Origin of the sequence: Rhodococcus sp. JS3073, assembly GCF_026810085.1 — a bacterium.
GTDB lineage: Bacteria > Actinomycetota > Actinomycetes > Mycobacteriales > Mycobacteriaceae > Rhodococcus_F > Rhodococcus_F wratislaviensis.
In genome coordinates this window covers 767,248-792,380 of sequence record NZ_CP113951.1, presented here as the reverse complement: position 1 = coordinate 792,380, position 25,133 = coordinate 767,248, and the positions used below count along the sequence as shown (strand labels likewise).

The window sequence follows — 25,133 nt, the reverse complement described above, 5'->3', positions numbered from 1 at the left end:
AAATGAAGCTGATCACAGCAATTGTCAAGCCGTTCACTCTGGAGGACGTGAAGACGGGACTCGAGCAGGCGGGCGTCCTCGGGATGACCGTCAGCGAGGTCCAGGGGTACGGCCGGCAGAAGGGCCACACCGAGGTCTACCGAGGTGCCGAGTACTCGGTCGATTTCGTTCCGAAGGTCCGGGTCGAGGTCGTCGTGGACGACGCTGCTGTGGACAAGGTCGTCGAGGTGATCGTCGAGGCGGCACGCACCGGCAAGATCGGTGACGGCAAGGTCTGGGTTTCGCCGGTCGAGTCGGTCATCCGGGTGCGTACCGGGGAACGCGGCGCGGATGCACTCTGACCCCAACGGGTCCGGTAAGACCGGCCCTGGTCCCGTCGCCAAGGCGACGGAACCAGGGCCGGTTGCGTCAGGCGGATCGGACGAAGCAGCGGACCTGGCCCGCGCACGCAGGCAACTGCTCACCGGCGGCTCCGAGACCGGCCCCGGCGCAAGGAATCCCGCAGGTCACGGGCGTCGGCTCGACGCCCCTTCACTACGTCACGCGCTCGTCGACCTGCACGAGTTCTGGTTGACCACAAAGGGTGCCGAGCTGGGCATCAAGCCCGACAGCGGCTTCGCGCTCGTCGCGGTCGGTGGGCTCGGACGACGGGAACTCCTGCCGTACTCGGATCTCGACCTCCTCCTGCTTCACGACGACATGGATCCGGCGGTCGTCGCGCAGGTGGCCGACCAACTCTGGTATCCGTTGTGGGACGCGCACATCAAGCTCGACCACAGCGTCCGCACCATCCCTCAGGCACTGCAGGTGGCGGACACCGACATCACCGCGGCGCTGGGAATGCTCGAGGCGCGTCACATCGTCGGCGACGTCGAGCTGACCAATCTGCTCATCAGCGGGGTGCGCCGGCAGTGGCGCACCGACATCCGCAACCGTTTCGACGGCCTCATCGAGCAGACGCGGTCGCGCTGGGAGCGCAGCGGCGAGATCGCCCACCGCGCAGAGCCCGACCTCAAGAGCGGTCGCGGTGGACTGCGGGACGTACAGTTGCTCAACGCGCTGTCCATCGCGCAGCTCACCGACGGCATGCCCGGGCTCGGTCCCGAGTCGCCCGGCGGGGGACTGGCACTCGCGCATCGCCGGCTCCTCGACGTCCGCACCGAATTGCACCGGGTCGCGGGCCGCTCCCGCGATCAGTTGCGGGCACAGGACGCCGACGAGATCGGCGCCGCACTGCGGATCGGCGATCGATTCGACCTCGCGCGCATGCTCAGCGATGCCGCGCGCACCATCAGCTATTCGGTCGACGTCGGGGTGCGGACGGCGGAACACGCCCTGCCGCGTCGCGGCCTGGCGCGGTTGCGCCGACCACCGGTGCGACGGCCCCTCGACGAGGGAGTCGTCGAGCACGCCGGTGAGGTGGTGCTGGCGCGCGACGCCCGGCCGGCGAAGGACCCCGGCCTCGTGCTGCGGGTCGCGTCGGCGTCGGCGACGACGGGCATGCCGATGTCGGCGTCGACGCTGAATCGCTTGGCCGACAACGCCCCCGAGTTGCGCGAGCCGTGGCCGAAGGAGGCGCTGAACGATCTGCTGGTGATGCTCGGCTCGGGTAGCCGTGCCGTCGCGGCGATCGAGGCTCTCGATCGGACCGGATTGTGGGGCAGGCTTCTTCCCGAGTGGGGTGCCGTCCGGGACCTGCCGCCGCGGGACGCGGTGCACACGTGGACGGTGGATCGTCATCTCGTCGAGACCGCTGCCTACGCCAGTGGGTTCACCACCCGCGTCGCCCGACCGGACCTGCTGATGCTCGGCGCGCTGCTGCACGACATCGGCAAGGGCCGTGGCGGCGACCACAGCGTCGTCGGCGCGGAACTGGCCACCCAGATCGGCAGGCGCCTCGGATTGTGGCCTTCGGACGTCGCGCTGCTGACGGCGATCGTGCGCCATCACCTGCTGTTGCCACACACCGCGACGCGGCGGGACCTCGACGATCCCGAGACCGTCGAGCGGGTCGTGGAGGCGCTCGGCGGCGACGGCGTCCTGCTGGAGTTGCTGCACGCGCTGGCGGAGGCGGATTCACTGGCGACAGGTCCCGGCGTGTGGGGCGACTGGAAGTCGTCGCTGATCGGGGAACTCGTGCGCCGTTGCCGCCTGGTCATGGCGGGAGAGGTGCTTCCCGCACCCGACCCGCTCGATCCGGAACATGTTGCGCTGGCGGCGTCGGGTGGCGTGCACGTCGCGCTGGTCCCCGCCGACAGTCCCCACACCTATGTGGTGACGGTCATCGCCCCCGACCAGCGGGGTCTGCTGTCGAAAGCGGCGGGCGTGCTCGCGCTGCACTCCTTGCGGGTCTACTCCGCGTCCCTGGGCAGCGCCGAGGGGTCGGCGGTCAACTCGTTCGTCGTGTCCCCGAGGTTCGGGGCGCCGCCGCAGGCGGGCCTGCTTCGGCAGGAGCTGATCCGGGCGCTGGCGGGGGAGCTGAACCTGCTGGAGATGCTCACGGCCAAGGAAGAGGAGGCCCGCGAGAGCCAGCGTGTCGCCGCCGTGGAGGAACGGGGCGAAGCCGCGGTTCCGGTGCAGTACGCGCAGGCGCCGCCGCGGGTCATCTGGTTCGACACCGCGTCGCCCGGCGAGATCATCCTGGAACTGAGGGCCGAGGACCGGCTGGGGCTGCTGTCCCGGCTCGCCGACGCGTTCGACACGTGCGGCGCGGATGTCCGCTGGGCACGTGTGACCACCCTGGGTTCGTCGGTGATCGACTCGTTCTGCCTCGATCTGGGCGGCGGGGACACCCGGGCGAGCCGGGAACAGGTCGAGAGCGCGATCCTCGGCGTCGTTCCGCTCACGAAGCCGAAGAAGCAGGAGGGCAGCGGGGGAGAATGAACGACGGGACGTGAGCGGCTAGGCTGGGGCCCGAGAATATCCACCGCACACTCGCATGACTTCAGGAGCGCACTCGGTGTTCGAATCCCTTTCCGACAGGTTGACCGGAGCCCTCAAGGATCTGCGTGGCAAGGGTCGCCTTTCCGGAGCCGACATCGATGCCACCTGCCGTGAGATCCGGTTGGCCCTGCTCGAGGCAGACGTCGCGCTGCCCGTCGTCCGCTCGTTCATCGCCAAGATCAAGGAACGCGCCAAGGGCGTCGAGGTGTCGGCGGCGCTGAACCCGGCCCAGCAGGTCGTCAAGATCGTCAACGAGGAACTCGTCGGGATCCTCGGTGGCGAGACCCGCCGGCTGGCGTTCGCCAAGACGCCGCCGACGGTCATCATGCTCGCCGGTCTCCAGGGTTCCGGTAAGACGACCCTCGCCGGCAAGCTCGCGAAGTGGCTGCGCGACCAGGGGCACACCCCGCTGCTCGTGGCCTGCGACCTGCAGCGTCCCGGCGCCGTCACCCAGCTTCAGATCGTCGGCGAGCGCGCGGGAGCCACGGTGTTCGCGCCGCACCCGGGCACGTCCATCGGCGGCGGCGACAACGAGCTGGGCATCACCGCGGCCGACCCGGTCGAGGTGGCCCGGGCAGGTGTCGAGGAAGCCCGCAACAAGCAGTTCGACGTGGTGATCGTCGACACCGCGGGCCGGCTGGGTATCGACGCCGACCTGATGGCGCAGGCGGCGGGAATCCGCGACGCCGTGAACCCGGACGAGACGATCTTCGTTCTCGACGCGATGATCGGTCAGGACGCGGTCAGCACCGCCGAGGCGTTCCGTGAGGGTGTCGGATTCACCGGCGTCGTGCTCACGAAGCTCGACGGTGATGCCCGCGGTGGTGCGGCGCTCAGCGTCCGCGAGGTCACCGGACAGCCCATCCTGTTCGCGTCCACAGGTGAGAAGCTCGAGGACTTCGACGTCTTCCACCCCGACCGCATGGCCAGCCGCATTCTCGGCATGGGTGACGTCCTCAGTCTGATCGAGGCGGCCGAGCAGCACTTCGACGCCGAGCAGGCCGAGGCCACAGCCCAGAAGATCGGCTCGGGACAGCTCACGCTGGAGGACTTCCTCGAGCAGATGATGGCCGTTCGCAAGATGGGCCCCATCGGCAACCTCCTGGGCATGCTCCCGGGTGCGGGGCAGATGAAGGACGCGCTCGCGAACGTCGACGAGAAGCAGCTCGACCGGGTGCAGGCCATCATCCGCGGCATGACCCCCGCCGAACGCGATGATCCCAAGATCATCAACGCGTCCCGCAGGCTGCGGATCGCCAACGGTTCGGGTGTCAAGGTCTCCGACGTCAACCAGCTCGTCGACCGTTTCTTCGAGGCCCGCAAGATGATGGCCGCGATGGCCGGGCGTATGGGCATGCCCGGTTCGCGGAAGCCGCAGCGCAGCAAGAAGGGCAAGAAGGGCAAGAAGGGTGGCAAGGGGCCGACGCCGCCGAAGGTGCGCGGCGGATTCCCCGGCGGCCTGCCCGGCGGGTTCCCGGGTATGCCGCCCGGAGGTCTCCCCGCGGGGATGCCCGATCTGTCGAAGATGCCGAAGGGCCTCGACGAATTGCCGCCCGGACTCGAGGGCATCGACCTGTCCCAGCTGAAGCTGCCGAAGAAGTAGCCGATGGGCGCGTTGCACTTTCGCGGCACCGGTCTGCCCGACGAACAGCCGGTCGAATTCTGGGTCGACAACGGTGTGATCTCGGCGGAACCGGTCCCCGGCGCCGAGACCGTCTGTGAATCCGGGTGGATCGTTCCCGGTCTCGTCGACGCCCACTGCCACGTCGGCATCAGATTCGGCGGCGGCGGTGGCGAGAGCATCGAGGGGTTGATCGCGCAGGCGGAGACGGAGCGCGACTGCGGGGTCCTGCTGATTCGTGACGCGGGTTCGCCGGTCGACACCCGGTTCGTCGACGACCGCCCCGACCTGCCGAGGATCATCCGCGCCGGGCAGCACATCGCCGCCCCCAAGCGATACATCCGCGGACTGCCGGTCGATCTGGAGGACGAGTCGCAGCTGCCGGACGAGGTGGTGCGCCAGGCCCGGGCCGGTGACGGGTGGGTCAAGCTCGTCGGCGACTGGATCGACCGTTCCGCGGGCGACCTCGCGCCGTTGTGGAGCGACGACATCCTCGTCGAGGCGATCGCGGCCGCCCACCGAGAAGGGGCTCGCGTCACCGCGCACGTCTTCGCCGAGGATGCGCTTCCGGGCCTGATCAACGCCGGAATCGACTGCATCGAGCACGGCACCGGGCTCACCGACGAGACGATCGAGCTGATGGTCGCGCACGGAACCGCGCTCGTCCCGACGCTGATCAACATCGCGACGTTCCCGGACATCGCGGAGTCCGCCTCGCGGTTCCCGATCTATGCCGCACACATGCGTGACCTCCACTCGCGGGTGAAGGACACGATCGGAGCCGCTCACGACGCGGGGATCCCGATCTACGCGGGCACCGACGCGGGCGGATCGATCGTCCACGGACGCATCGCCGACGAGGTCGAGGAACTGAAGGCGGTCGGACTGACCCCGTCCGAGGCGCTCGGCGCCGCGTGCTGGGACGCGCGGACGTGGCTCGGACATCCGGGTGTGGAAGCAGGTGCGTCCGCGGATCTGCTTCTCTTCCGGAACGACCCGCGCGGGAGCAGCGACGCCCTCGCCGCGCCCGATGTCGTGGTGCTGCGGGGCAACGTCGTCAAGACCCGATGACCTGGTTTCCCCCGGACGGTGTTCGTCTGGCAGAATGAACCGCTGTTCGTCGCATCCGGTCACGTACCGCGCGGCGGTCACAGGTTAGAGGCAAAACCGGGCGCGCTATTCCTGCGCGTCGCCGAATTGCACGTGACACGTGGGCACACTCGTGTGCGCACTGAAGGAGAAGTACAGCAGTGGCTGTCAAGATCAAGCTCACCCGGCTCGGCAAGATCCGGAACCCGCAGTACCGCATCGTCGTCGCCGACTCCCGCACCCGCCGCAACGGCCGTGCGATCGAGACCATCGGCAAGTACCACCCCAAGGAAGAGCCCTCGCTGATCGAGGTCGATTCCGAGCGCGCTCAGTACTGGCTCGGCGTCGGCGCCCAGCCCACCGAGCCCGTCGAGGCCATCCTCAAGATCACCGGCGACTGGCAGAAGTTCAAGGGCCTGCCGGGCGCCGAGGGCACCCTCCGTGTCAAGGAAGCCAAGCCCTCCAAGCTGGAGCTGTTCCAGGCTGCGCTCGCGCAGGCCGAGAACGAGCCCGTCGGCGAGGCCATCACGCCCAAGAAGAAGAAGGCGAAGGCCGAGGACGCCGAGGCTGCTGCCGAAGCTCCCGCCGAGGCTGCTGCAGAGTCCGAGGCTGCTGACAAGTGAGTGCCGTCGTCGCCGATGCCGTGGAGCACCTCGTTCGTGGCATCGTCGCCAACCCCGACGACGTTCGTGTCGAGCTGATCACCGGGCGTCGGGGGCGCACTGTCGAGGTGCACGTCAACCCTGACGATCTCGGCAAGGTCATCGGTCGCGGTGGTCGCACCGCGACCGCTCTGCGCACGCTGGTCTCCGGTATCGGTGGCCGCGGGATCCGTGTCGACGTCGTCGACACCGATCAGTAGAGGCCTGACAGCAGTGGAGCTCGTCGTCGGCCGTGTCGCCAAGTCGCACGGCATCAAGGGTGAGATCGTGGTCGAGGTTCGCACCGACGAACCCGAGGATCGATTCGCCGTGGGTGCCGTGCTGCGGGGACACAAGCCGCGCGAGCAGACTGTGAGCACGTACACGGTGGAAGCCGCCCGGGACCATTCCGGGCGGCTTCTGCTGCGCCTCGAGGGTGTGTCGGATCGCACCGCGGCGGATGCCTTGCGGGGCACGCTGTTCGTCATCGACAGCGCCGAACTCGAGCCCTCCGACGACCCCGACGAGTTCTACGATCACGAGCTCGAGGGACTGTCGGTGCGCCTCGCGGACGGCACCGAGGTGGGAACCGTCATCGAGGTATTGCATTCCGCGGCAGGCGAATTGCTCTCGATCCGCCGGGCCGGCGACCAGTCCGGCGAACTTCTCGTCCCGTTCGTGGCGGCGATCGTCACGTCGGTGTCCGTCGCGGACGGTGTCGTCGAGATCGATCCGCCGGAAGGGTTGCTCGATCCCGACTTCGGTGAATCCGCCGACGGGAAGTGAGTCGGTAGCCATGCGTCTCGACGTGGTCACCATCTTCCCCGAGTACCTCGAGCCGCTGCGAGCGGCGTTGCTCGGCAAGGCCATCGACAAGGGCCTCATCTCCGTCGAGGTGCACGATCTGCGGGACTGGACGCACGACGTCCACAAGGCCGTCGACGATTCGCCGTACGGCGGCGGGCCGGGGATGGTCATGAAACCCACCGTGTGGGGGCCTGCCCTCGACGACGTCCTCGCCGCGGGCGACGGCGACTCGGACACTCTGCTGGTAGTCCCCACCCCGGCCGGTGTTCCTTTCACGCAGGCCACCGCCGAGCGCTGGGCGGGGGAGAAGCGCATCGTCTTCGCCTGCGGACGCTACGAAGGCATCGATCAGCGCGTGTTCGACGACGCCGCCCGCCGTGTTCGCGTCGAAGAAGTGAGCATCGGCGACTACGTCCTCATCGGGGGCGAGGCCGCCGTCCTGGTGATGACCGAGGCGTTCGTGCGCCTGATCCCCGGAGTTCTCGGGAATCAGCAGTCGCACCAAGAGGATTCGTTCTCCGATGGCCTCCTCGAAGGTCCCAGCTACACGCGGCCGGCGACGTGGCGCGGACTCGACGTCCCGCCGGTCCTGCTGTCGGGTGATCACGCGAAGGTGGCTGCGTGGCGACACGAGCAGTCGCTGCAACGCACCGCCGAACGCCGTCCGGACCTGTTGCCCTGAAACGACTTCCGGGCCTGCCCGGACGCTAACCCTGAGGCTGCGCCCAGTCGTCGACGACACCGGTGGGGAACAGGGACTTCACGAACCCGGTCATCGTGTCCCGTGCATGCCGGGCGCTGGAATCCTCGGTGACATCCGTGATCGCGGTGTCCGGGTACGACTCCTCGTCGTCCTCGTACCGGATGTCCTCCCGCGACGCGACAGCCACGATATAGCGGTTGTCCGCACCGATCAGCCCCGTCGACACGTGAATCCACCGATCACCGACACAGCACATCCAACCCTGCTTCACCCCGACGACGCTCTCGCCGGGCAACCCGTCGGGGATGCCGAACCGCTGGTCGTAACCGTCGATCCCCTCGGGTGTCGACGAGCGCAGGTACCCGACGAACTCGGCGATGCGACCCGGGCCCAGGCCGTCGCGGTCGTCGAGAAGCCCGGCATAGAATGTCACGAGGTCGGCGGCGGTCGTCTCGGTGTTCCACCACAACCCGTCCCACGGCGGTGTGGTCGCGGCGAGTCCGTACCGCCCGGCGACGTCGACGACGATGTCCGAGCCGCCGAGATCGTCCCAGAGAGTGTTGGCCGCGTCGTCGTCGGACGATTCGAGCATCCGCTGCAGGAGGAGACGGTCGAAGTCGGACAGCGGCCGCTCACCGAGCGCGTCGAGGTGATACATCTGGGCGGCGATGAAGAGCTTGGCCAACGACGCCGTTTCGACCGGTTCGGCGGCGGCGCCCTCCAGATAGCCACCGGTGGCGCGGTCGAGGACGGCGATCGACATGTCGGCGCCGCGCTCGGCGGCTGCCGTCGCGACGGCAGCCGAGATGCGTTCGGTGAGGGGGGCGGACACGGGGACCCGCGCGGAGGGGAACGGCTCGGGGCTCACGGTCGCACCGTCACCCGCCGGAGGGTCGTCGGCCGGGAGGAGGTCGGGGGTTGCGACGGCAGGTGACGTCGCCGGGATGTCGACCACCGAGTTCGTCTCGGTCGGAATGGTGCAGGCCAGCGGCGCGCCGAGCAGGAAGATCATGACCGTCAGGCACCGGATCAGCCTGGACATGAAATTCTCCCGAGATTTCCGTGACGGCCTCACCGCCGACGATATTGTCCCAGAGTAGCGGTAGGGTCCATTTCCGTGACTCTCAAGACCGTGAACCAGCGCATTGCCGAGGAGCTCGACGTCCGGGAGGGACAGGTCGCGGCCGCGGTGGACCTCCTCGACGGCGGAGCCACCGTGCCCTTCATCGCCCGGTACCGCAAGGAAGTCACCGGAACGCTCGACGACGCTCAGCTCCGCCAGCTCGAGGAACGCCTGCGGTACCTGCGGGAACTGGACGAGCGCCGGGTTGCCGTGCTCGAGTCGATCGACTCGCAGGGCAAGCTCGACGACCAGTTGCGTGGGCAGATCATGACCGCCGACACGAAGGCACGCCTCGAGGACATCTACCTGCCGTTCAAGCCGAAGCGTCGCACCAAGGCGCAGATCGCCCGCGAAGCCGGTCACGAACCCGTCGCCGACGCACTGATCACCGATCCGTCCACCGATCCGGCGTCCTACACGGCCGAACAGCTCGAGGGTGCGCGCGCAATCCTCGTCGAGCGTTTCGCCGAGGACGCCGACCTGGTGGGTGAGCTCCGTGAGCTGATGTGGACCCGTGGGCAGCTGGTGTCCGCGGTCCGCAAGGGGAAGGAGACCGAGGGCGCGAAGTTCGCCGACTACTTCGAGTTCTCGGAGCCGTTCGGCAAGCTCCCGTCCCACCGGATCCTCGCGGTCCTGCGCGGCGAGAAGGAAGAGGTGCTCACGCTCACCCTGGCACCCGACACGGAGGAGCCCGTCCCCGGCGAGCCCACCGTCTACGAGGGCCGGATCGCCGGCCGGTTCGGCATCGCCGACCGCGGCAGGCCCGCAGACCGGTGGCTGCTCGACACCGTCCGGTGGGCGTGGCGCACCAAGATGATCGTCACGCTGGGCATCGACACCCGGATGCGGCTGCGACAGTCGGCGGAGAAGGACGCCGTCGACGTGTTCGCCAACAACCTGCGCGACCTGCTCCTGGCAGCACCTGCCGGTACCCGCGCCACGATGGGCCTCGACCCCGGTTTCCGGACCGGCACGAAAGTCGCGGTCGTGGACGCCACCGGCAAGGTGGTGGCCTACGACACGATCTACCCGCATCAGCCGCAGAACAAGTGGGACGCCTCCCTGGCCACCCTCGCCGGTCTCGTCGCCAAGCACGGCGTGGAGCTCATCGCCATCGGAAACGGGACCGCCTCCCGCGAGACGGATGCGCTGGCGACCGAGCTGATCGCCAAGTCGGGCGCCACCAACCTGACGAAGATCGTGGTGTCCGAGGCCGGCGCGTCCGTGTACTCGGCGTCCGCGTACGCCTCGGCGGAGCTACCCGACCTCGATGTGTCGATCCGTGGAGCAGTTTCGATCGCGCGCCGCCTGCAGGATCCGCTCGCCGAACTGGTGAAGATCGACCCGAAGTCGATCGGCGTCGGGCAGTACCAGCACGATGTGTCGGAGACGCTGCTCGCCCGTTCGCTCGGTGCCGTCGTGGAGGACGCGGTGAATGCGGTCGGCGTCGACGTGAACACGGCGTCGGTGCCGCTGCTGTCCCGCGTGTCCGGTATCGCCGGTTCGCTGGCCGAGAGCATCGTCGCGCACCGGGACCAGAATGGCCCGTTCCGCAGCCGCAAGGGACTCAAGGACGTCGCGAGACTCGGTCCGAAGGCGTTCGAGCAGTGCGCCGGCTTCCTGCGCATCCCCAACGGGGACGATCCGCTCGACGCGTCCAGCGTCCACCCCGAGGCCTACCCGGTGGTGCGCAAGATCGTCGGCGCCAGCGGCACCGGCGTGCGCGAGATCATCGGCAACACGTCGGCCCTCCGCAGCCTGAACCCGGCAGACTTCGTCGACGACCGGTTCGGCCTCCCCACGGTCACCGACATCATCGGTGAGCTCGAGAAGCCCGGCCGCGACCCCCGCCCTGAGTTCAAGACGGCCACGTTCGCGGCCGGCATCGAGAAGGTGTCGCACCTGAAGCCGGGGATGACGCTCGAGGGTGTCGTCACCAACGTGGCGGCGTTCGGCGCGTTCGTCGATATCGGCGTCCACCAGGACGGTCTCGTTCACGTGTCCGCGATGTCCCACAATTTCGTCAAGGACCCGCGCGACGTCGTGAAGTCGGGCGACGTCGTGAAGGTGAAGGTCCTCGAGGTCGACGAGGCCCGTCAGCGCATCGGGCTGACGCTGCGACTCGACGACGAGGTCGGGGCCGGCCGCAAGAACGACGGTCCCCGCAGCGGCGGGCAGCGGCAGGATCGGCGGGGCGGCGGGCAGCCGCAGGATCGGCGCGGCGGCGGGCAGCCGCAGGATCGGCGCGGCGGCAAGCCGCAGCAGCAGGGTGGACGCGATCGCGGGCGTGACACCCGCCCGGCGCCCGGCGGTTCGATGGCCGACGCGTTGCGAAAGGCCGGGTTCGGCAAGTAGAGAGGTCACCATCCCGACACGAGCCTCCACTTTTCGATGGAGTGACCAGTTCTTTACTGGGATAGTGGATGCCGATGTACGAATGGCTGGATCGGGAAATCGTCGGGCACGGGCGCCTGCCTCTGCTCTTTTTCCTGCTCGGGTTTCTCGCGGCTTTCCTGTTCATCCGGTTGAGCGTGCGGATGATCCGCGCCGAGGTGTCGTGGTGGCCGGGCAACGTGAAACCCGGCGGGCACCACGTCCACCACGTGGTGTTCGGTGTCGTGACGATGCTCGTGTCGGGAGTCTCCCTCATCGCCGTGTACGAGGACGGCACCCAGACCACCGGCGCCGTCCTCGCCACGTTCTTCGGGATCGGCGCCGCGCTGGTGCTGGACGAGTTCGCGCTGATCTTCTACCTGCAGGACGTGTACTGGGCGGATGAGGGCCGGACGTCGGTCGATGCGGTGTTCGTGGCGATCGCGGTGACGGGTCTGCTGCTGCTCGGACTCCGGCCGCTCGAACTGATCAACGTCACCGACTTCCGGGATTCGCCGGATCCGTGGGTGCGGGTCGCGATCGCGTTGTCGTCCGTGATCAACCTGCTCATCGCGGCGGTGGTGCTGCTGAAGGGGAAGATCTGGACCGGCCTGCTCGGCCTGTTCATCTTCCCGATCCTGCTGATCGGGGCGCTCCGATTGAGCCGGCCGAGCGCACCGTGGGCGCGGTGGCGCTACACCGCCAAGCCGAAGCGGATGCTCCGGGCACTCGAACGGGAGCGGAAGTGGCGTCGGCCCGTCATCCGCGCCAAGATCTTCGTGCAGGACTTCATCGCGGGAACTCCCAGCGCAGTACACGTGAAGGAAGCCGCGGAACACGCGAGGGCGGCGGCGGAGGTCGAACTCGACCACGTGGTGCACGCGGCGCCGCCGCCGATTTCTCTTCACCCGGTGGCGTCTGGCACAATGGACGGGTTGCCTGGACCAGGCAGCAGTACTTGATCTGGGCACGAACCAGACGAGCACCGGTGTTCTCCGAACGTCCGGGTGCCGCTCGGTTCCTCTGCTCCTGCGAAAACGCAAGGATGGAACACCGATGAACACTCTCGATTTCCTGGACAAGAAGTCCCTCCGCGACGACATTCCCGAGTTCCGTCCCGGCGACACCCTCAACGTGCACGTCAAGGTCATCGAAGGCTCGAAGGAGCGCGTGCAGGTCTTCAAGGGCGTCGTGATCCGCCGCCAGGGCGGCGGCGTCCGCGAGACCTTCACCGTCCGCAAGGTCTCCTTCGGTGTCGGCGTCGAGCGCACCTTCCCGGTCCACAGCCCGAACCTGGCGCAGATCGAGGTCGTCACCCGCGGTGACGTCCGTCGCGCCAAGCTGTACTACCTCCGCGATCTGCGTGGCAAGGCCGCCAAGATCAAGGAAAAGCGCTGACCTTTCCGATGAGCCCGGCACTGCGTACTCGCAGTGCCGGGCTAATCTGATTTCGTGACAGATTCTTCGAAGGAGCGGGCATTGTCGTCGGAATCCGAGACCACCGGCGATTCGGCCGCCACCTCCGCCGTGAACGGCGGTACGGCAGAGCCCGAGAAGAAACCCCGCTCCTTCCTCCGCGAGTTGCCGATCCTGATTCTGGTCGCACTCGTCCTGAGTTTTCTGTTGCAGACGTTCGTCGCCCGGGTGTATCTCATTCCGTCGGAATCGATGGAACCGACGCTGCACGGGTGCGCGGGCTGCACCGGCGACCGCATCGTGGTCGAGAAGATCGGTTACCGCTTCGGTGAACCGCAACCGGGTGACGTCATCGTATTCCGCGGCCCCGATTCGTGGTCGCAGGATTTCGTCTCCACCCGGTCCTCCAACGTGGTGATCCGCGGTGCGCAGGAACTCGGTTCCCTCGTCGGACTCGTCCCCCCGGACGAGAACGACCTCGTCAAGCGGGTGATCGCCACCGGTGGTCAGACCGTCGAATGCTGCGACGACCAGGGCCGCATCCTGGTCGACGGCAAACCGCTCGACGAGCCCTACGTCGTCATGGATTTCCCGTTCGTCCCCGGCTCGCAGGCCTGCGACACCGCGTTGAAGTCGGCACGCTGCTTCGGTCCGGTCACCGTCCCCGACGGCCACCTGTGGGTGATGGGCGACAACCGCAGCAACTCCGCGGACTCGCGGTACCACGTGGGCGACGACATGCAAGGCACCATCCCGCTCGACAACGTGATCGGTAAGGCGGTCTTCATCGCGTTGCCGCCGGCGCGGATGGGCACGATCAGCTCACCCGATATCCAGGGCAAGTGACTTCCTGGCCTCCACGCATCGTCATTCGCAGGTCGTCCGGTCTGCGGACGATGGAGTCGGCCCTGGTCCGCAGCGGTCTCGGGCCGGTGGCCGGTGTCGACGAGGCAGGCCGGGGTGCGTGCGCCGGGCCGCTCGTGGTGGCGGCCTGCGTGCTCGCACCGAAGCCGTATCCGGCGCTGGCGCGCCTCGACGATTCGAAGAAGCTCACCGAACGCACACGCGAAGAGCTGTTCCCGGCCATCACCAGGCTCGCGGTGGCGTGGAGCGTCGTATCGTTCCCGGCGGAGGAAGTCGACCGCATGGGTGTCCACGTTGCCAACATCGAGGGCATGCGGCGTGCGGTCGCCGGGCTCTCGACCACCCCGGGTTACGTTCTCACCGACGGCTTCCGCGTCCCGGGGCTGCCGGCACCGTCGCTGCCGGTGATCGGGGGCGACGGCGCGGCGGCCTGCATTGCGGCGGCGAGTGTGCTGGCCAAGGTGTCGCGTGATCGGGTGATGGTCGCGATGGACGAGACACATCCCGGTTACGGATTCGCGATCCACAAGGGGTACAACACGCCCGCGCACCTGGCGGCGCTCGAGGAGCTGGGCCCGTGCCCGGAGCACCGCCGCTCGTGGTCGAACGTCGCGGCGCTGCTACACCGAGTGGATAACAGTTCCGGAAGTGCGAGATGATGACAATTCACACCAGAGCAGGAGGACTCCGAGACCGATGAGTGCCGAGGATCTCGAGAAGTACGAAACCGAGATGGAGCTGTCGCTCTACCGCGAGTATCGGGACATCGTCGGTCAGTTCTCCTATGTCGTGGAGACCGAGCGCCGGTTCTATCTGGCCAACTCGGTGGAGTTGCTGCCGCACAACGCGGACGGAGAGATCTACTTCGAGCTGCGTATGTCCGATGCGTGGGTGTGGGACATGTATCGTCCCGCGCGTTTTGTGAAGTATGTCCGGGTCATCACGTTCAAGGACGTGAACATCGAGGAACTCGACAAGCCGGACCTGCGGCTCCCGGACAACGGTCTGTCCTGACAGTCCGGAGTTCTCGTCCGCGTACGATCATCCGATGACCGGACCGAGGCGCGTTGCGCTGGCTCTGGGGAGCGGCGGTGCGCGGGGGTACGCCCACATCGGAGCGATCCAGGTACTCGAAGAGCGCGGATTCGAGATCGTCGGTGTCGCAGGATCGTCGATGGGTGCCCTCGTCGGTGGACTCCACGCCGCGGGCAAGCTCGACGACTTCACCCGGTGGGCGATCAGCCTCACCCAGCTCGACGTCGTGCGGCTTCTCGACCTGTCGGTGTCCGCACCCGGAGCCATCCACGCCGAGAAGATCCTGCAACGGGTCAGAGAAATGCTCGGTGAGATCCGCATCGAAGACCTTCCGATTCCGTATACGGCCGTGGCCACCGATCTCGCCGCGGGCCGGTCGGTGTGGTTCCAGCGAGGACCCGTCGACGCGGCCATCCGTGCGTCGATCGCCATCCCCGGCGTCATCACGCCGTATGTGCTCAACGGCCGGGTACTCGCCGACGGTGGGGTGCTCGACCCTCTGCCGATGGCGCCGCTCGTCTCCGTGAGCGCCGACCTGACCGTCGGGATCAGCCTGAGCGCCGAGGACAGGGACGGCCGCTCCCTCGCACCGGAGAACGTCAGCGCGGACTCGCGGCCGGTGGACGAGTGGGTGGCACGGTTCCGCCGGAGCGCCGCGCAGCTGCGTGACCTGGACATCGTGCGGTCGGTCGTCGGACGGTTCGGCGCCGCCCACACCGATCCGGATCCGTCGGACGAGCAGGACGGCCAGGTGATCGGCGATCAGACCGTGGTCGAGGGCGACGCCGTGGCCGTCCCGAAGTTCAGCCGGTTCGCGGTGATGAACCGTTCGCTCGACGTGATGCAGGCGACGTTGGCTCGCTATCAGCTCGCTGCGTACCCACCGGACGTGCACGTTCGGGTGCCCCGGAACGCGTGCCGCAGTCTCGACTTCCATCGTGCCGCCGAGATGATCGAACTGGGTCGGGTTCTCACCGGGAGTGCGCTCGACGACGCCGGTCTCGTCTCGCCGGCAGCCGCCGCTGTGTCTCCGGCAGATTCGGACGGCCGCCCCACCTGACAGGGGGAAGGGCCGGTGCTGCGCACGCAGCACCGGCCCTTCCCGTCACGGGGTTGTCAGCTCGAGGCCGGAGCCCGGGCGGCGCCCAGGTCGCCCACCGATTGTTCGGACTCGCCGTCGACGTGATCGACGTGCTGCGGCGCTACGAGCAGGCAGAGAATGCTGACCGCGCACATTCCGATCAGCAGGCCGATCACCGGCCACACGCTGCCGGTGGCCTGGTACATGAGCGTGGACACCAACGGCGACAGTCCACCGAAGATCGCGCCCGCGCCCTGGTAGGCGAGAGAGATGCTGGTGTACCGGGCCTGCGGCCGGAACATCTGCGACAGAACCGCCGCGATCGGACCGTACGTCGCGGCCAGGACGAGCCGCATGACAGCGAACGTCAGGAAGATCAGGACCACCGACCCGGACTTCAAGACCAGGAACTGTGGTGCCGCGAGCACCGCGACGGCCAGCAACCCGTAGATCACCACGCGGATCCGGCCGACCTTGTCGCCGAGCCACGCCACCCCGAGCGTGGCGATCAGCTCCACCACCGCGGCGACGCTGAGCGCGTTGAGGACGAGCGTTTCGGACAGCCCCACGTCCGGGTCGGTGGCGTACGCCGTGATGAATGTCGTCACGAGGTAGTAGCCACCCACCGCGACGGGCAGGATGCCCATGCCGAGCAGGATCGGGCGCCAGTTGGTGACGATGGCGTACTTCAGCGGCAGCGCTTCGGGTTCGGTCCCCGCCTGCACCTCGGACTCGAAGACGGGAGATTCCTCCACCTTCAGTCGCACCAGCAGCCCCACGCCGATCAACAGCGCCGAGCACAGGAACGGCAGCCGCCACGCCCAGTCCCGCAAGGCGTCGTCGCCGAAGGTCGAGAGGACACTGAAGAACCCGGTGGCGAGAAGCGCGCCGGCGGGGTTACCCAGCTGTGCGAATCCGCCGTAGAACGTCTTCTTGTCCTCCGGCGCGTGTTCGACGGCCATCAGCACGGCGCCACCCCATTCGCCGCCCACCGCGAAGCCCTGCACGAAGCGCAGCATCACGAGTAGCAGCGGCGCCCAGAACCCGATCTGCGCGTATGTCGGGAGTGCGCCGATCAGGAACGTGCCCGCGCCCATCAGGGTGAGCGTCACGACGAGCGCCGTCCGTCGGCCGACCCGGTCGCCGACGTGTCCGAAGACGATGCCGCCGAGTGGGCGGGCGAAGAAGCCCACCGCGTAGGTGGCGAACGCGGCGGCGATGCCGGTCAGGCGGTCGGTGTCGGAGGGGAAGAAGATCTCACCGAACACCAGGGCCGCCGCCGTGGCGTACACGTAGAAGTCGTACCACTCGATGGTGGTGCCGACGAAGGCCGCGAAACCCGCCTTGCGGGCCTTCGCGATCTGAATGTCGTGACTCATGACTGATCCTCGGTGGTTGCAGTGGTCGAGAATAGGTCGCTGCGGGTGGAATGCGCCAATTCGCCGTCGATCCAGGTTTCCCGGACCTCGATGTCGGCGATGGCGTGCGGGTCGACGGTGAGAGGGTCGGCGCCGAGAACCACGAAATCGGCGCGCTTGCCGGGGGAGATGCTGCCGAGCTCGGATTCCCGTCCGAGTGCGCGGGCCCCGTTCAGTGTGTGCGCGGTGAGGGCCTGCGCGGCGGTCAGTCGCAACGCGTTCGAGCCGAGTTGATGTCCCTGCCGGGTGATGCGGGTGACGGCGGCCTGGATCGCCTCGAGTGGTTTGGGCTCGGCGACGGGCGCGTCGGAACTGATCGTGACCGGCACGTCGGCCTCGACGAATTCGCCCAGGGGATTGAAACGCTCACCCGGGGTGCCGATGGCCGCGGTCACGCCCTCGCCCCAGTTGTAGTAGTGCTGCGGCTGGTTGACGGGGTACACACCGAGTGTGTGCATCCGCGTGATCTGCTCGGGGGTCGGCAACCCGCAGTGCTCGATGCGGTGGCGGGCATCGGCGTCGGGATGCGCCTTCTGCGCGGCCTCGATCGCGTCGAGGACCATGTCGATCGCGGTCGGCGACTGCGCGTGGGTCGCCGTCTGCAGGCCGACGGCGTGTGCCTTCGCGATCAGCGCCGCGTAGTCGGCGGGCTCGTGATAGAGCTGTCCGGTCCGGCACGGGTCGCCCACGTACCCGTCCGGGAAATACGCGGTCCATCCGCCGAGAGTGCCGTCAGCGTAGAACTTGATCCCCCCGAACGCGAGTCGTGAGTTGCCGAACGCACCGTGCAATCCGGTGTCGAGCGCGTGATCGAGCAGGTGGCTGAGCAGGTACATGCTCACGCGGGTCTCGAGCCGGCCCTGCTCCGCCAGGCGCAGGTACATGTCGAATTCGCGCCGCGTCACCTGGCAGTCGCCGATCGTGGTGACGCCGCCCTCCAGGAACTTCTCCTGCGCCACGGAGAGCTGCCGCAGATGCTCCTCGGGTTCGTCCTCGAGGTGGAAGTTCGGGCCGTGATGACCGACCTTGACGCCGTTGACGCCGGTGAGGATGTTGCAGGCGGCGTCGGACAGTTCTCCGGTCAGTTCGCCGTCCGCGTCGCGGAAGAACTCGCCGCCGGGCGGATTCGGGGTGTCGCGGGTGACGCCGTGGAGTTCGAGGGTGAAGGTGTTGACGACGCCGCCGTGGCCGCTGGCGTTCATCAGGTAGACCTCGCGGTCGGTACCGACCCGGTCGAGCTCCTCCTTCGTGGGGTGACGGCTCTCGACGAGGTTGCGGTGCTCGTAGCCGTACCCGCGGACGGGAATCCCCGCAGGCTGGTTCCGGGCCGCCTCCTGCAGAAGCGCGACGATCTCGGGAATGGTGCGCGCCTTCTCGGGTCCGCAGTCCACCCAGCTGAGCATCTGGCCGTACATCAGGGGGTGGGCGTGCGGATCGACGAACCCGGGCACGACGGTCGCGCCGGCGAGATCGATGACGTCCGTGGTCCGGGTGCCGATCCGCCGCGCCTCCTCACGACATTCCGCGACGGTGCCGACGGCGGCGAACCGATTGCCGTAGACGAGGAAAGCCTCGGCGCCCTCGGTGTCTGCGTCCACGGTGCGGAGCGTGCCACCGGTGAAGACGGTGGCGGTGGCGTCGAGCGGAGACGCCTCGTGGTGAAACAGCTTGCGCATGGGGATCCTTCGAAATGGTGGTGTGGGTCACGTTCCGGTTGGGAGGGAAATTACGCCGTGACCAGGGGCTGCGCAATACATCAAAGTTTCCGATCGAGTGGTGTGCGGCGAATATGTTCAGCTTCTGAAGCAGATCCGCACTGATTCGCAGAATCTGGTGATGTGTGCGATTCTTCTTCTCTGTCGGGAGTGCAGAAAGAAATCGAGAAACTTCGGGGCATCATGAGTGTCGAACTGGATTCCAAGCTCATCGCGGCGTTGCAGTCGAATGGTCGCGCGACCTATCGGGAGCTCGCCGCGACCGTAGGCGCACCCCGCGCCGCGGTGTCCACGCGCGTGCAGACGCTGCTCGACACCGGCACGGTGAGTGTCGTTGCCGTCGCCCACCCCGAGTTGCTGGGCCTCAAGGCGATGGCACACGTGTCCGTCGCCGTGTCGGGGCCGGTGGGTCCGGTGGCCGAGGCGCTCTGCGCGTCGGAGGCGGCCGTCTACATTTCCGCCGTGAGCGGGCACTACAACATCATCGCCGAACTGCGCGTCCCCAGTCAGCGGGACCTCTACGACGCCATCGCCACGATCCGTGCGGAACCCGGTGTCCGCACCGTCAACACGCTGTTCTACGCCGAGGTCATCAAGGGAATCTTCATGCCCAAGAGCGCGTTACGGGCCGACGTTCGACTGGACGCGAAAGACGTCGCGCTCATCGAGTTGCTGGAACGGAACGGGCGGATGCCGTTTCTGGAACTGGCCGAGCGCACCGGGCTCTCGCCCAGTGCGGCGCGGAATCGAGTGAACCATCTGATCGACAGCACCGCGTTGCGCGTCGGAGCGGTCGTGAAGCGCCGCGGCGGCGGCAGAACCCTCGCGATGGGCATCGGGGTCAACCTCGGATCGCGGGACCGGGAGGTGTGCGCGCAGATCGAGGCCCTGCCGGGCATCGAGTTCCTGGCGCGGACACTCGGCAGATTCGACCTGATCGGCACGGTCGCCGCCGATTCGTCGGGTGACCTCTACTCCCTCGCCGAGCACATCCGGACGATCGACGGTGTGATGGCCTTGGAGACCTGGACGCACCTCGAGGTGTTCAAGGAGCACTACGCCCGCAGCCTCGACGTCCGCGGCTAGGAGCGTGCGTCCCGGAAGTCAGCCACTTCGGCCGGGCAACTGTGAGACGATCGGCCGATGCGCCTCGGGTTGCACGCACTCGGGATCGGTACCGGCGCTCGTCGCGCGGTGATCGACTCGGTTGCAGTTGCCGCCGAAACCAGCGGATTCGCCACGCTGTGGGCCGGCGAGCACGTCGTGATGGTGGACCGGTCGGAGTCGCGGTATCCGTACGCGGACGACGGCCGGATCGCGGTCCCCGCCGTCGCGGATTGGCTCGACCCGATGATCGGGCTGAGCTTCGCGGCCGCTGCCACCCACACGATCGGCGTGGCCACCGGTGTGTTGCTGCTGCCCGAACACAATCCCGTCCTCATGGCCAAGCAGGCGGCGACGTTGGATCTGATGAGTGGTGGCCGGCTGACGCTCGGTGTCGGCATCGGCTGGTCCAGGGAAGAATTCGCGGCGCTCGGCATTCCGTTCGAGGGCCGTGGCGAGCGGGCCGCCGAATACGTCGCGGCGATGCGCACGCTGTGGCGTGACGACGTCGCGACGTTCGAGGGTGAGTTCGTCCGCGTCGATTCGGTGCGGGTCAATCCGAAACCCGTGCGCGATCGCCGGATTCCGGTCGTGCTCGGCGGCAACAGCGACGCAGCGCTCCGCCGGGTCGCGGCGTGGGGCGACGGCTGGTACGGGTTCAACCTCGACGGCGTCGCGGCCGTCTCCGAACGGATCCAGAAGATGAAGGCACTGTGCCGGGACGCGGGGCGTGACCCTGAGGAGCTGCGCCTGGCGGTCGCCCTGCGCGAGGTGGACCCCGCCGACGTCGAGGCGCTGGTCGACGCGGGAGTCGACGAACTCGTCCTCGTCGAGTCGCCGCCCGACGATCCCGGTGAGGCCGCCGAGTGGGTAGCGTCTCTCGCGCGCCGCTGGATGCCCGCGGTCGGCTGACCGTTCGATTACCGGCTTGACAGCCCTGGCCTGGTCCTTTGGGGTGAACACTTCCCCCAGAGCGGCGAGTTGTCCACAACGTGCGCTTCATGCACAGCCCAATTCGTTCGCCCAGTTCGAGGGCATCTTCCCGGAATTCGCGTCGGGCACGGTGGTGCGAGAGGCGCGGTTCGCATCGGTGGGCCGCCGGGGGACGGGGTGGAGGCTGCTGTGGCGCACAATCTCGCGCTTGGAGCGCATGGGGAGGATCTGGCCGCCCGGTATCTCACCGAGGCGGGCATGGAGATCGTCGACCGGAACTGGCGATCTCGGTACGGCGAAGTCGATCTCATTGCGGCAGAGGGAGACTGGCTCGTCTTCGTCGAGGTGAAGACCCGCCGCGGCCTGGGGTACGGCAGTCCGGCCGAGGCGGTGACGTTCTCGAAACAGCGCAGGATCCGCCTGCTGGCGGTCGAGTAGTTGCGGGACTCCGGCCGGCACTGGTCGCGGGTGCGGTTCGACGTGGTCGCGATCATGATCGGACACGGTCCGCAGCCCCAGATCGAACACGTCCGGGATGCGTTCTGATGGCACTGGGGCGAGCACACTCGGTGGCGGTGACCGGGGTCGACGGTCAACTGGTCGAGATCGAGGCCGACATCGGCCGCGGACTCCCCGCGGTGCATCTGGTCGGGCTGCCGGACACCGCGCTGCAGGAGGCCCGGGACCGGATCAGGGCCGCGGTGGCGAACTCGGGCGAGGAGTGGCCGGATTCGAAGGTGATCTTTGCGCTATCGCCGGCGACGCTGCCGAAGGTCGGGTCGGTCTACGATCTCGCGCTGGTCGCTGCCGTGCTGGACGCGGCCAAGCAGGTGAAGCGGCAGCGGATGCGCGAGACCGTTCTGCTCGGAGAACTCGCGCTGGACGGGCGGCTCCGGTCGGTGCGCGGGATCCTGCCCGCGGTGCTCGCGGCGAAGAATGCGGGGGTGGGCAACGGTGGTGGTTCCGGTGCAGTCGCTGCCGCAGCGGTGCGCGGAACACGGCGAGTTGGGCGCGCAAACTGGGGCGTCCGGTGATGGCCGTGCCGGGTCCGGTGACGTCGGCGTCGTCGACGGGGTGCAATCGGATGATTCGGGAGGGGGAGGCGCGGTTGGTCGCGAATGCCGGTGACGTGGTGGAGGAGGCCGGACCGATCGGGCTGCGGGAAGGCCTCGACGTGGTCCGCGATCTGGATGCGCTGTCGGGGGATGCCCTGCTGGTGTACGAGGCGTTGCCTGCGGTCGGGCCGCGTGGGGTCCGGGAGTTGTCCGAACTGTCCGGGGTCGCGGTGGAGCAGGTTCGGGCCGTGCTACCGCTCTTGGAGATGGAGGGCTTCGTCGGCTCCGACGACACGGGGTGGTCGCGGCAGAAGTGAGGCGAGGCGAGCCAGTCGAGACCCCGCTCGGCGCGTGCTTCATCGTGCTCGGTTGCCCAAAGTGCGAGTCGAAGCGACTGATCGACGTCACGTTGGGGTAGAAACTTTCGTATCGCACCTCGCAACCGCACTAAGGAGTGAGATATGGGGTCAGCCGAGGACTTGTGGCGGAACTTCGTCGCGCAGGTGTTGAGCCTGTTGATCGCCTCCGGTTCGTAGCGGAGCTAGTTGCCGGTTACCTGAGGGCACGCCCCGGACCGACATCGCGCCCCGGGGCGATCGAGTCTGTGAAGTCCTCGCAGCGCTCCGGTCGACGGTTTCCGCTCCACCCAGCGTGGTGCCGGAGGGGTAGTTGCGCCCGTCGTGGGTACTTGGAGTCCAGTCGGCTCACCCACAGCGCCCGGTCGGTGCACATACGGTGTCCGATTAGGCAACTACCGGCGGTCGGGGAGTGTAGTCCGCTCGCGGGTGCGTCTCGAGGAGGAATCTCACATGACCAGGACCACGGCGGAATTGCTCGCCGATCTCGAGGTTCGGCTCGAGCAGTCGCTGAATCCGGGGAGCCCGAGGGCGATCGCGCGGCGCAAGGAGAAAGGTCTGCCCGGACCCCGCGAACGGATCCGGATGCTGCTCGATTCCGGCAGCTTCATCGAGGTCGGACAGATGGCAAAGAACCCGGGAGCCCCCGACAACCCCTACGGTGACGGCGTCGTCACCGGCGACGGAACCGTCGACGGACGTCCGGTGGCGGTGTTCTCGCACGACCACACCGTGTTCGGTGGCAGCGTGGGGGAGATGTTCGGTCGCAAGGTCGCATCGATCATGGAATTCGCCGGACGGATCGGCTGCCCCTGCGTCGGCATCAACGACTCCGGCGGCGCACGCGTAACAGGACGCCGTCACGTCGCTCGCCTGGTACGCCGAAATGGGCCGCCGCCAGATCCCGCTGTCGGGAGTGCCCGCAGGTCTCCATTCTCCTCGGCAAATGCGCGGGCGGTGCGGCGTACGCGCCGATCAACACAGACCTCGTTGTCGCCGTGGACGAGCAGGCGTACATGTTCGTGACCGGTCCCGGAGTCATCAAATCCGTCACCGGCGAGGACGTCACCCTCGACGAACTCGGCGGCGCCCGCGCCCAGGCCGAGAACGGGAACGTCCCACCACGTCGCGCCGAGCAAGGAAGCAGCGTTCGCCTGGGTGCGTGATTATCTCGGCTTCCTCCCGTCCAGCAGGCACGAAGAGGCGCCCATCGTGAACCCGGGACTCGAACCCGAGATCACCGAGAACGATCAGGCGTTGAACGAGTTCATGCCGGACGCCGACAACGCCGCCTACGACATGCACGACCTGCTGCTGAACATCTTCGACGACGGCGACTTCCACGAACTCGCCGCGCAAACGGCACCGAACGTGATCATCGGATTCTCCCGGGTGGACGGACGATCCGTCGGAGTGGTGGCCAACCAGCCGCAATTCCTCAGTGGAGCACTGGATCAGGTCGGCGCCGACAAGGCAGCCCGCTTCGTGCGGATCTGCGACGCCTACGAGATTCCGCTCGTGTTCGTCGTCGACACGCCGGGCTTCCTACCCGGGCTGGAACAGGAGCGGAACGGCGTGCTCCGCAGCGGCGGCCGCTTCCTGCAGGCGTTCGCGGCGGCCACGGTGGCGAAAGTGACTGTTGTGGTCCGCAAGTCCTACGGCGGCGGATACGCGGTGATGGGGTGCAAGCAACTCGGTGCCGACGTGAACTTCGCCTGGCCGACCGCACGCATCGCGGTCATGGGCGCCGAGGCCGCGATCAGTCTCCTCTATCACCGCGAACTCGAAGCTGCCGGCGACGAACAGGACGCGATGCGGCAGCAACTCGTCGACGCCTACAACGAGAACGCCGCGACACCGTATTCGGCCGCCGAGCCCGGCTACATCGACGCGGTGATCGAACCGTCCGCCACCCGGCTCGAGATCCGGCGGGCGCTGACCTTGCTACGCGACAAGCGCTCCGCCCGCGGCGAGCAGAAGCACCACCTGATTCCGCTCTGACCGCCGCCGCCAGTCACTCCTGTACCGTAGTTAGGTAACGCTAACCAACTTGAGTTCATTGGAGAGATGCCTGTGGCAAAGCCGACTGCGACACTGACCGTGCTCCGGACCGAATGGCTGACCCCGCACATGGTGCGGGTATTCCTCGGCGACCCGGGATTCGACAGCTTCGTTCCCAATGCCTTCACCGATGCCTACGCGAAACTCGAATTCGGAAGCCCCGACGAGCCCGTCCTGCGCACGTACACGATCCGGTCGGTGGATCCGGTGAAGCGAGAGATCGCCATCGACTTCGTGGTGCACGGCGACGCCGGCGTCGCCGGACCGTGGGCGGCGTCCGCGGCGGCCGGAGACGTCCTCCGGCTGCGCGGACCCGGAGGCGCGTTCGCGCCGGACCCGGCCGCCGACTGGTACCTGCTCGCCGGCGACGAGACCGCAATTCCCGCCATCTCGGCGTCCGTCGAGAAGCTGGACGCGTCGGCTGTCGGACGGGTGATCATCGAGGTCGCCGGCCCGGAGGACGAAATCGTCTTCGACTCGCCCGCCGGCGTCGACGTCACCTGGATCCACCGCGGCGACACGTCGGACCGGATCGGCGAAGAGGCGTCCGGGGACAACGCACCCCTCGTCGCGGCAGTGCGCGACACCGCATGGCTGCCCGGGACGGCGCAGGTCTTCATTCACGGTGAGGCGCAGGCCGTCATGCACAACCTGCGCTCCTACGTGCGCAAGGAACGAGGCGTCCCCGCGTCGGCCGCGTCGATCTCCGGCTACTGGCGTCGCGGTCGCACCGAGGAGGGCTTCCGCGTGTGGAAGTCCGAGCTCGCCGCGAGCGAGGGTGCCTCCCGCTGACCC

The 25,133-nt window shown here is 67.9% G+C and carries 21 protein-coding genes and 4 pseudogenes; 22 read left to right on the top strand and 3 right to left on the bottom strand.

Annotated elements, in window-relative coordinates; genetic code table 11:
- Positions 1-2: 2 nt before the first annotated feature.
- The 8 genes from OYT95_RS03830 (at position 3) to trmD (ending at position 7,783) form a co-directional block, all read left to right on the top strand.
- Positions 3-341: a P-II family nitrogen regulator gene (locus OYT95_RS03830; protein ID WP_005240467.1), complete on the top strand. Its 339-nt coding sequence runs from the start codon at positions 3-5 to the stop codon at positions 339-341.
- Positions 331-2,883 carry a [protein-PII] uridylyltransferase gene (locus tag OYT95_RS03825; protein WP_037245532.1) on the top strand — a complete coding sequence of 851 codons (2,553 nt, stop codon included), beginning with the start codon at positions 331-333 and terminating at the stop codon, positions 2,881-2,883. The genes OYT95_RS03830 and OYT95_RS03825 overlap by 11 nt, the downstream gene beginning before the upstream one ends.
- 76 nt (positions 2,884-2,959) lie before the next feature.
- The gene (ffh, locus tag OYT95_RS03820; protein ID WP_037245535.1) at positions 2,960-4,546 is read left to right on the top strand and encodes a signal recognition particle protein; all 1,587 of its coding nucleotides are present in this window, start codon (positions 2,960-2,962) and stop codon (positions 4,544-4,546) included.
- A gap of 3 nt (positions 4,547-4,549) precedes the next feature.
- Complete coding sequence (locus OYT95_RS03815; protein WP_128638952.1) at positions 4,550-5,635, top strand: amidohydrolase family protein; 1,086 nt, start codon at positions 4,550-4,552, stop codon at positions 5,633-5,635.
- 179 nt (positions 5,636-5,814) lie between these two features.
- Positions 5,815-6,276 (top strand): 30S ribosomal protein S16, encoded by a 462-nt coding sequence (gene rpsP, locus OYT95_RS03810; protein WP_037245541.1) that lies wholly within the window; start codon positions 5,815-5,817, stop codon positions 6,274-6,276.
- Positions 6,273-6,515, top strand: coding sequence for an RNA-binding protein (locus tag OYT95_RS03805; RefSeq protein ID WP_005240479.1), 243 nt, complete (start codon positions 6,273-6,275; stop codon positions 6,513-6,515). The genes rpsP and OYT95_RS03805 overlap by 4 nt, the downstream gene beginning before the upstream one ends.
- A gap of 13 nt (positions 6,516-6,528) precedes the next feature.
- Positions 6,529-7,080 carry a ribosome maturation factor RimM gene (rimM, locus tag OYT95_RS03800; RefSeq protein WP_037245543.1) on the top strand — a complete coding sequence of 184 codons (552 nt, stop codon included), beginning with the start codon at positions 6,529-6,531 and terminating at the stop codon, positions 7,078-7,080.
- A 10-nt stretch (positions 7,081-7,090) separates the two neighbouring features.
- Positions 7,091-7,783 (top strand): tRNA (guanosine(37)-N1)-methyltransferase TrmD, encoded by a 693-nt coding sequence (gene trmD / locus OYT95_RS03795; protein WP_037245546.1) that lies wholly within the window; start codon positions 7,091-7,093, stop codon positions 7,781-7,783.
- Positions 7,784-7,808: 25 nt separating this feature from the next.
- Here the strand turns inward: trmD and OYT95_RS03790 are convergent, their stop codons facing one another.
- Complete coding sequence (locus OYT95_RS03790; RefSeq protein WP_235214464.1) at positions 7,809-8,846, bottom strand: class A beta-lactamase-related serine hydrolase; 1,038 nt, start codon at positions 8,844-8,846, stop codon at positions 7,809-7,811.
- A gap of 75 nt (positions 8,847-8,921) precedes the next feature.
- Between OYT95_RS03790 and OYT95_RS03785 the strand changes: the two genes are divergently transcribed.
- The 7 genes from OYT95_RS03785 to OYT95_RS03755 all read left to right on the top strand — a co-directional run bounded on the left by OYT95_RS03785 (position 8,922) and on the right by OYT95_RS03755 (position 15,675).
- Entirely contained in the window at positions 8,922-11,282 is a 2,361-nt protein-coding gene (locus tag OYT95_RS03785) for a Tex family protein (protein ID WP_174484751.1), read from the top strand.
- 74 nt (positions 11,283-11,356) lie between these two features.
- Positions 11,357-12,262 carry a hypothetical protein gene (locus OYT95_RS03780; RefSeq protein WP_037245745.1) on the top strand — a complete coding sequence of 302 codons (906 nt, stop codon included), beginning with the start codon at positions 11,357-11,359 and terminating at the stop codon, positions 12,260-12,262.
- 94 nt (positions 12,263-12,356) lie between these two features.
- The gene (gene rplS, locus OYT95_RS03775) at positions 12,357-12,698 is read left to right on the top strand and encodes a 50S ribosomal protein L19 (protein ID WP_005240490.1); all 342 of its coding nucleotides are present in this window, start codon (positions 12,357-12,359) and stop codon (positions 12,696-12,698) included.
- 81 nt (positions 12,699-12,779) lie between these two features.
- Positions 12,780-13,562 (top strand): signal peptidase I, encoded by a 783-nt coding sequence (gene lepB, locus OYT95_RS03770; protein ID WP_037245555.1) that lies wholly within the window; start codon positions 12,780-12,782, stop codon positions 13,560-13,562.
- Positions 13,559-14,239 carry a ribonuclease HII gene (locus OYT95_RS03765; protein WP_037245558.1) on the top strand — a complete coding sequence of 227 codons (681 nt, stop codon included), beginning with the start codon at positions 13,559-13,561 and terminating at the stop codon, positions 14,237-14,239. The genes lepB and OYT95_RS03765 overlap by 4 nt, the downstream gene beginning before the upstream one ends.
- Before the next feature lie 37 nt (positions 14,240-14,276).
- Positions 14,277-14,594: a DUF2469 domain-containing protein gene (locus OYT95_RS03760; RefSeq protein WP_005240496.1), complete on the top strand. Its 318-nt coding sequence runs from the start codon at positions 14,277-14,279 to the stop codon at positions 14,592-14,594.
- A 34-nt stretch (positions 14,595-14,628) separates the two neighbouring features.
- Entirely contained in the window at positions 14,629-15,675 is a 1,047-nt protein-coding gene (locus tag OYT95_RS03755; RefSeq protein ID WP_037245561.1) for a patatin-like phospholipase family protein, read from the top strand.
- Between the two features lie 56 nt (positions 15,676-15,731).
- On the opposite strand, the gene OYT95_RS03750 is transcribed toward OYT95_RS03755, so the two are convergent.
- Positions 15,732-17,075, bottom strand: coding sequence for an MFS transporter (locus OYT95_RS03750; RefSeq protein ID WP_037245564.1), 1,344 nt, complete (start codon positions 17,073-17,075; stop codon positions 15,732-15,734).
- Positions 17,072-18,790, bottom strand: coding sequence for an amidohydrolase (locus OYT95_RS03745; RefSeq protein ID WP_037245568.1), 1,719 nt, complete (start codon positions 18,788-18,790; stop codon positions 17,072-17,074). Before OYT95_RS03745 ends, OYT95_RS03750 begins: the two co-directional genes overlap by 4 nt.
- A 222-nt stretch (positions 18,791-19,012) precedes the next feature.
- On the opposite strand from OYT95_RS03745, the gene OYT95_RS03740 reads away from it, so the two are divergent.
- From OYT95_RS03740 to OYT95_RS03710, 7 genes and pseudogenes are all read left to right on the top strand, one after another.
- Entirely contained in the window at positions 19,013-19,915 is a 903-nt protein-coding gene (locus tag OYT95_RS03740) for an Lrp/AsnC family transcriptional regulator (protein WP_037245748.1), read from the top strand.
- Between the two features lie 57 nt (positions 19,916-19,972).
- A complete protein-coding gene (locus tag OYT95_RS03735; protein ID WP_037245572.1) occupies positions 19,973-20,845 on the top strand; it encodes an LLM class F420-dependent oxidoreductase in 873 nt (290 codons plus the stop codon).
- Between the two features lie 210 nt (positions 20,846-21,055).
- A pseudogene (locus OYT95_RS03730) lies at positions 21,056-21,412 on the top strand (YraN family protein).
- Positions 21,412-21,850, top strand: a pseudogene (locus OYT95_RS03725) (magnesium chelatase domain-containing protein); the annotation flags it as partial. The pseudogenes OYT95_RS03730 and OYT95_RS03725, both read left to right, overlap by 1 nt.
- A pseudogene (locus tag OYT95_RS03720) lies at positions 21,846-22,238 on the top strand (DNA-processing protein DprA); the annotation flags it as partial. The pseudogenes OYT95_RS03725 and OYT95_RS03720, both read left to right, overlap by 5 nt.
- Positions 22,239-22,730: 492 nt before the next feature.
- Positions 22,731-24,278 (top strand): annotated as a pseudogene (locus tag OYT95_RS03715) (acyl-CoA carboxylase subunit beta).
- Between the two features lie 72 nt (positions 24,279-24,350).
- Positions 24,351-25,130, top strand: coding sequence for a siderophore-interacting protein (locus tag OYT95_RS03710; protein ID WP_037245574.1), 780 nt, complete (start codon positions 24,351-24,353; stop codon positions 25,128-25,130).
- Positions 25,131-25,133: the final 3 nt, after the last annotated feature.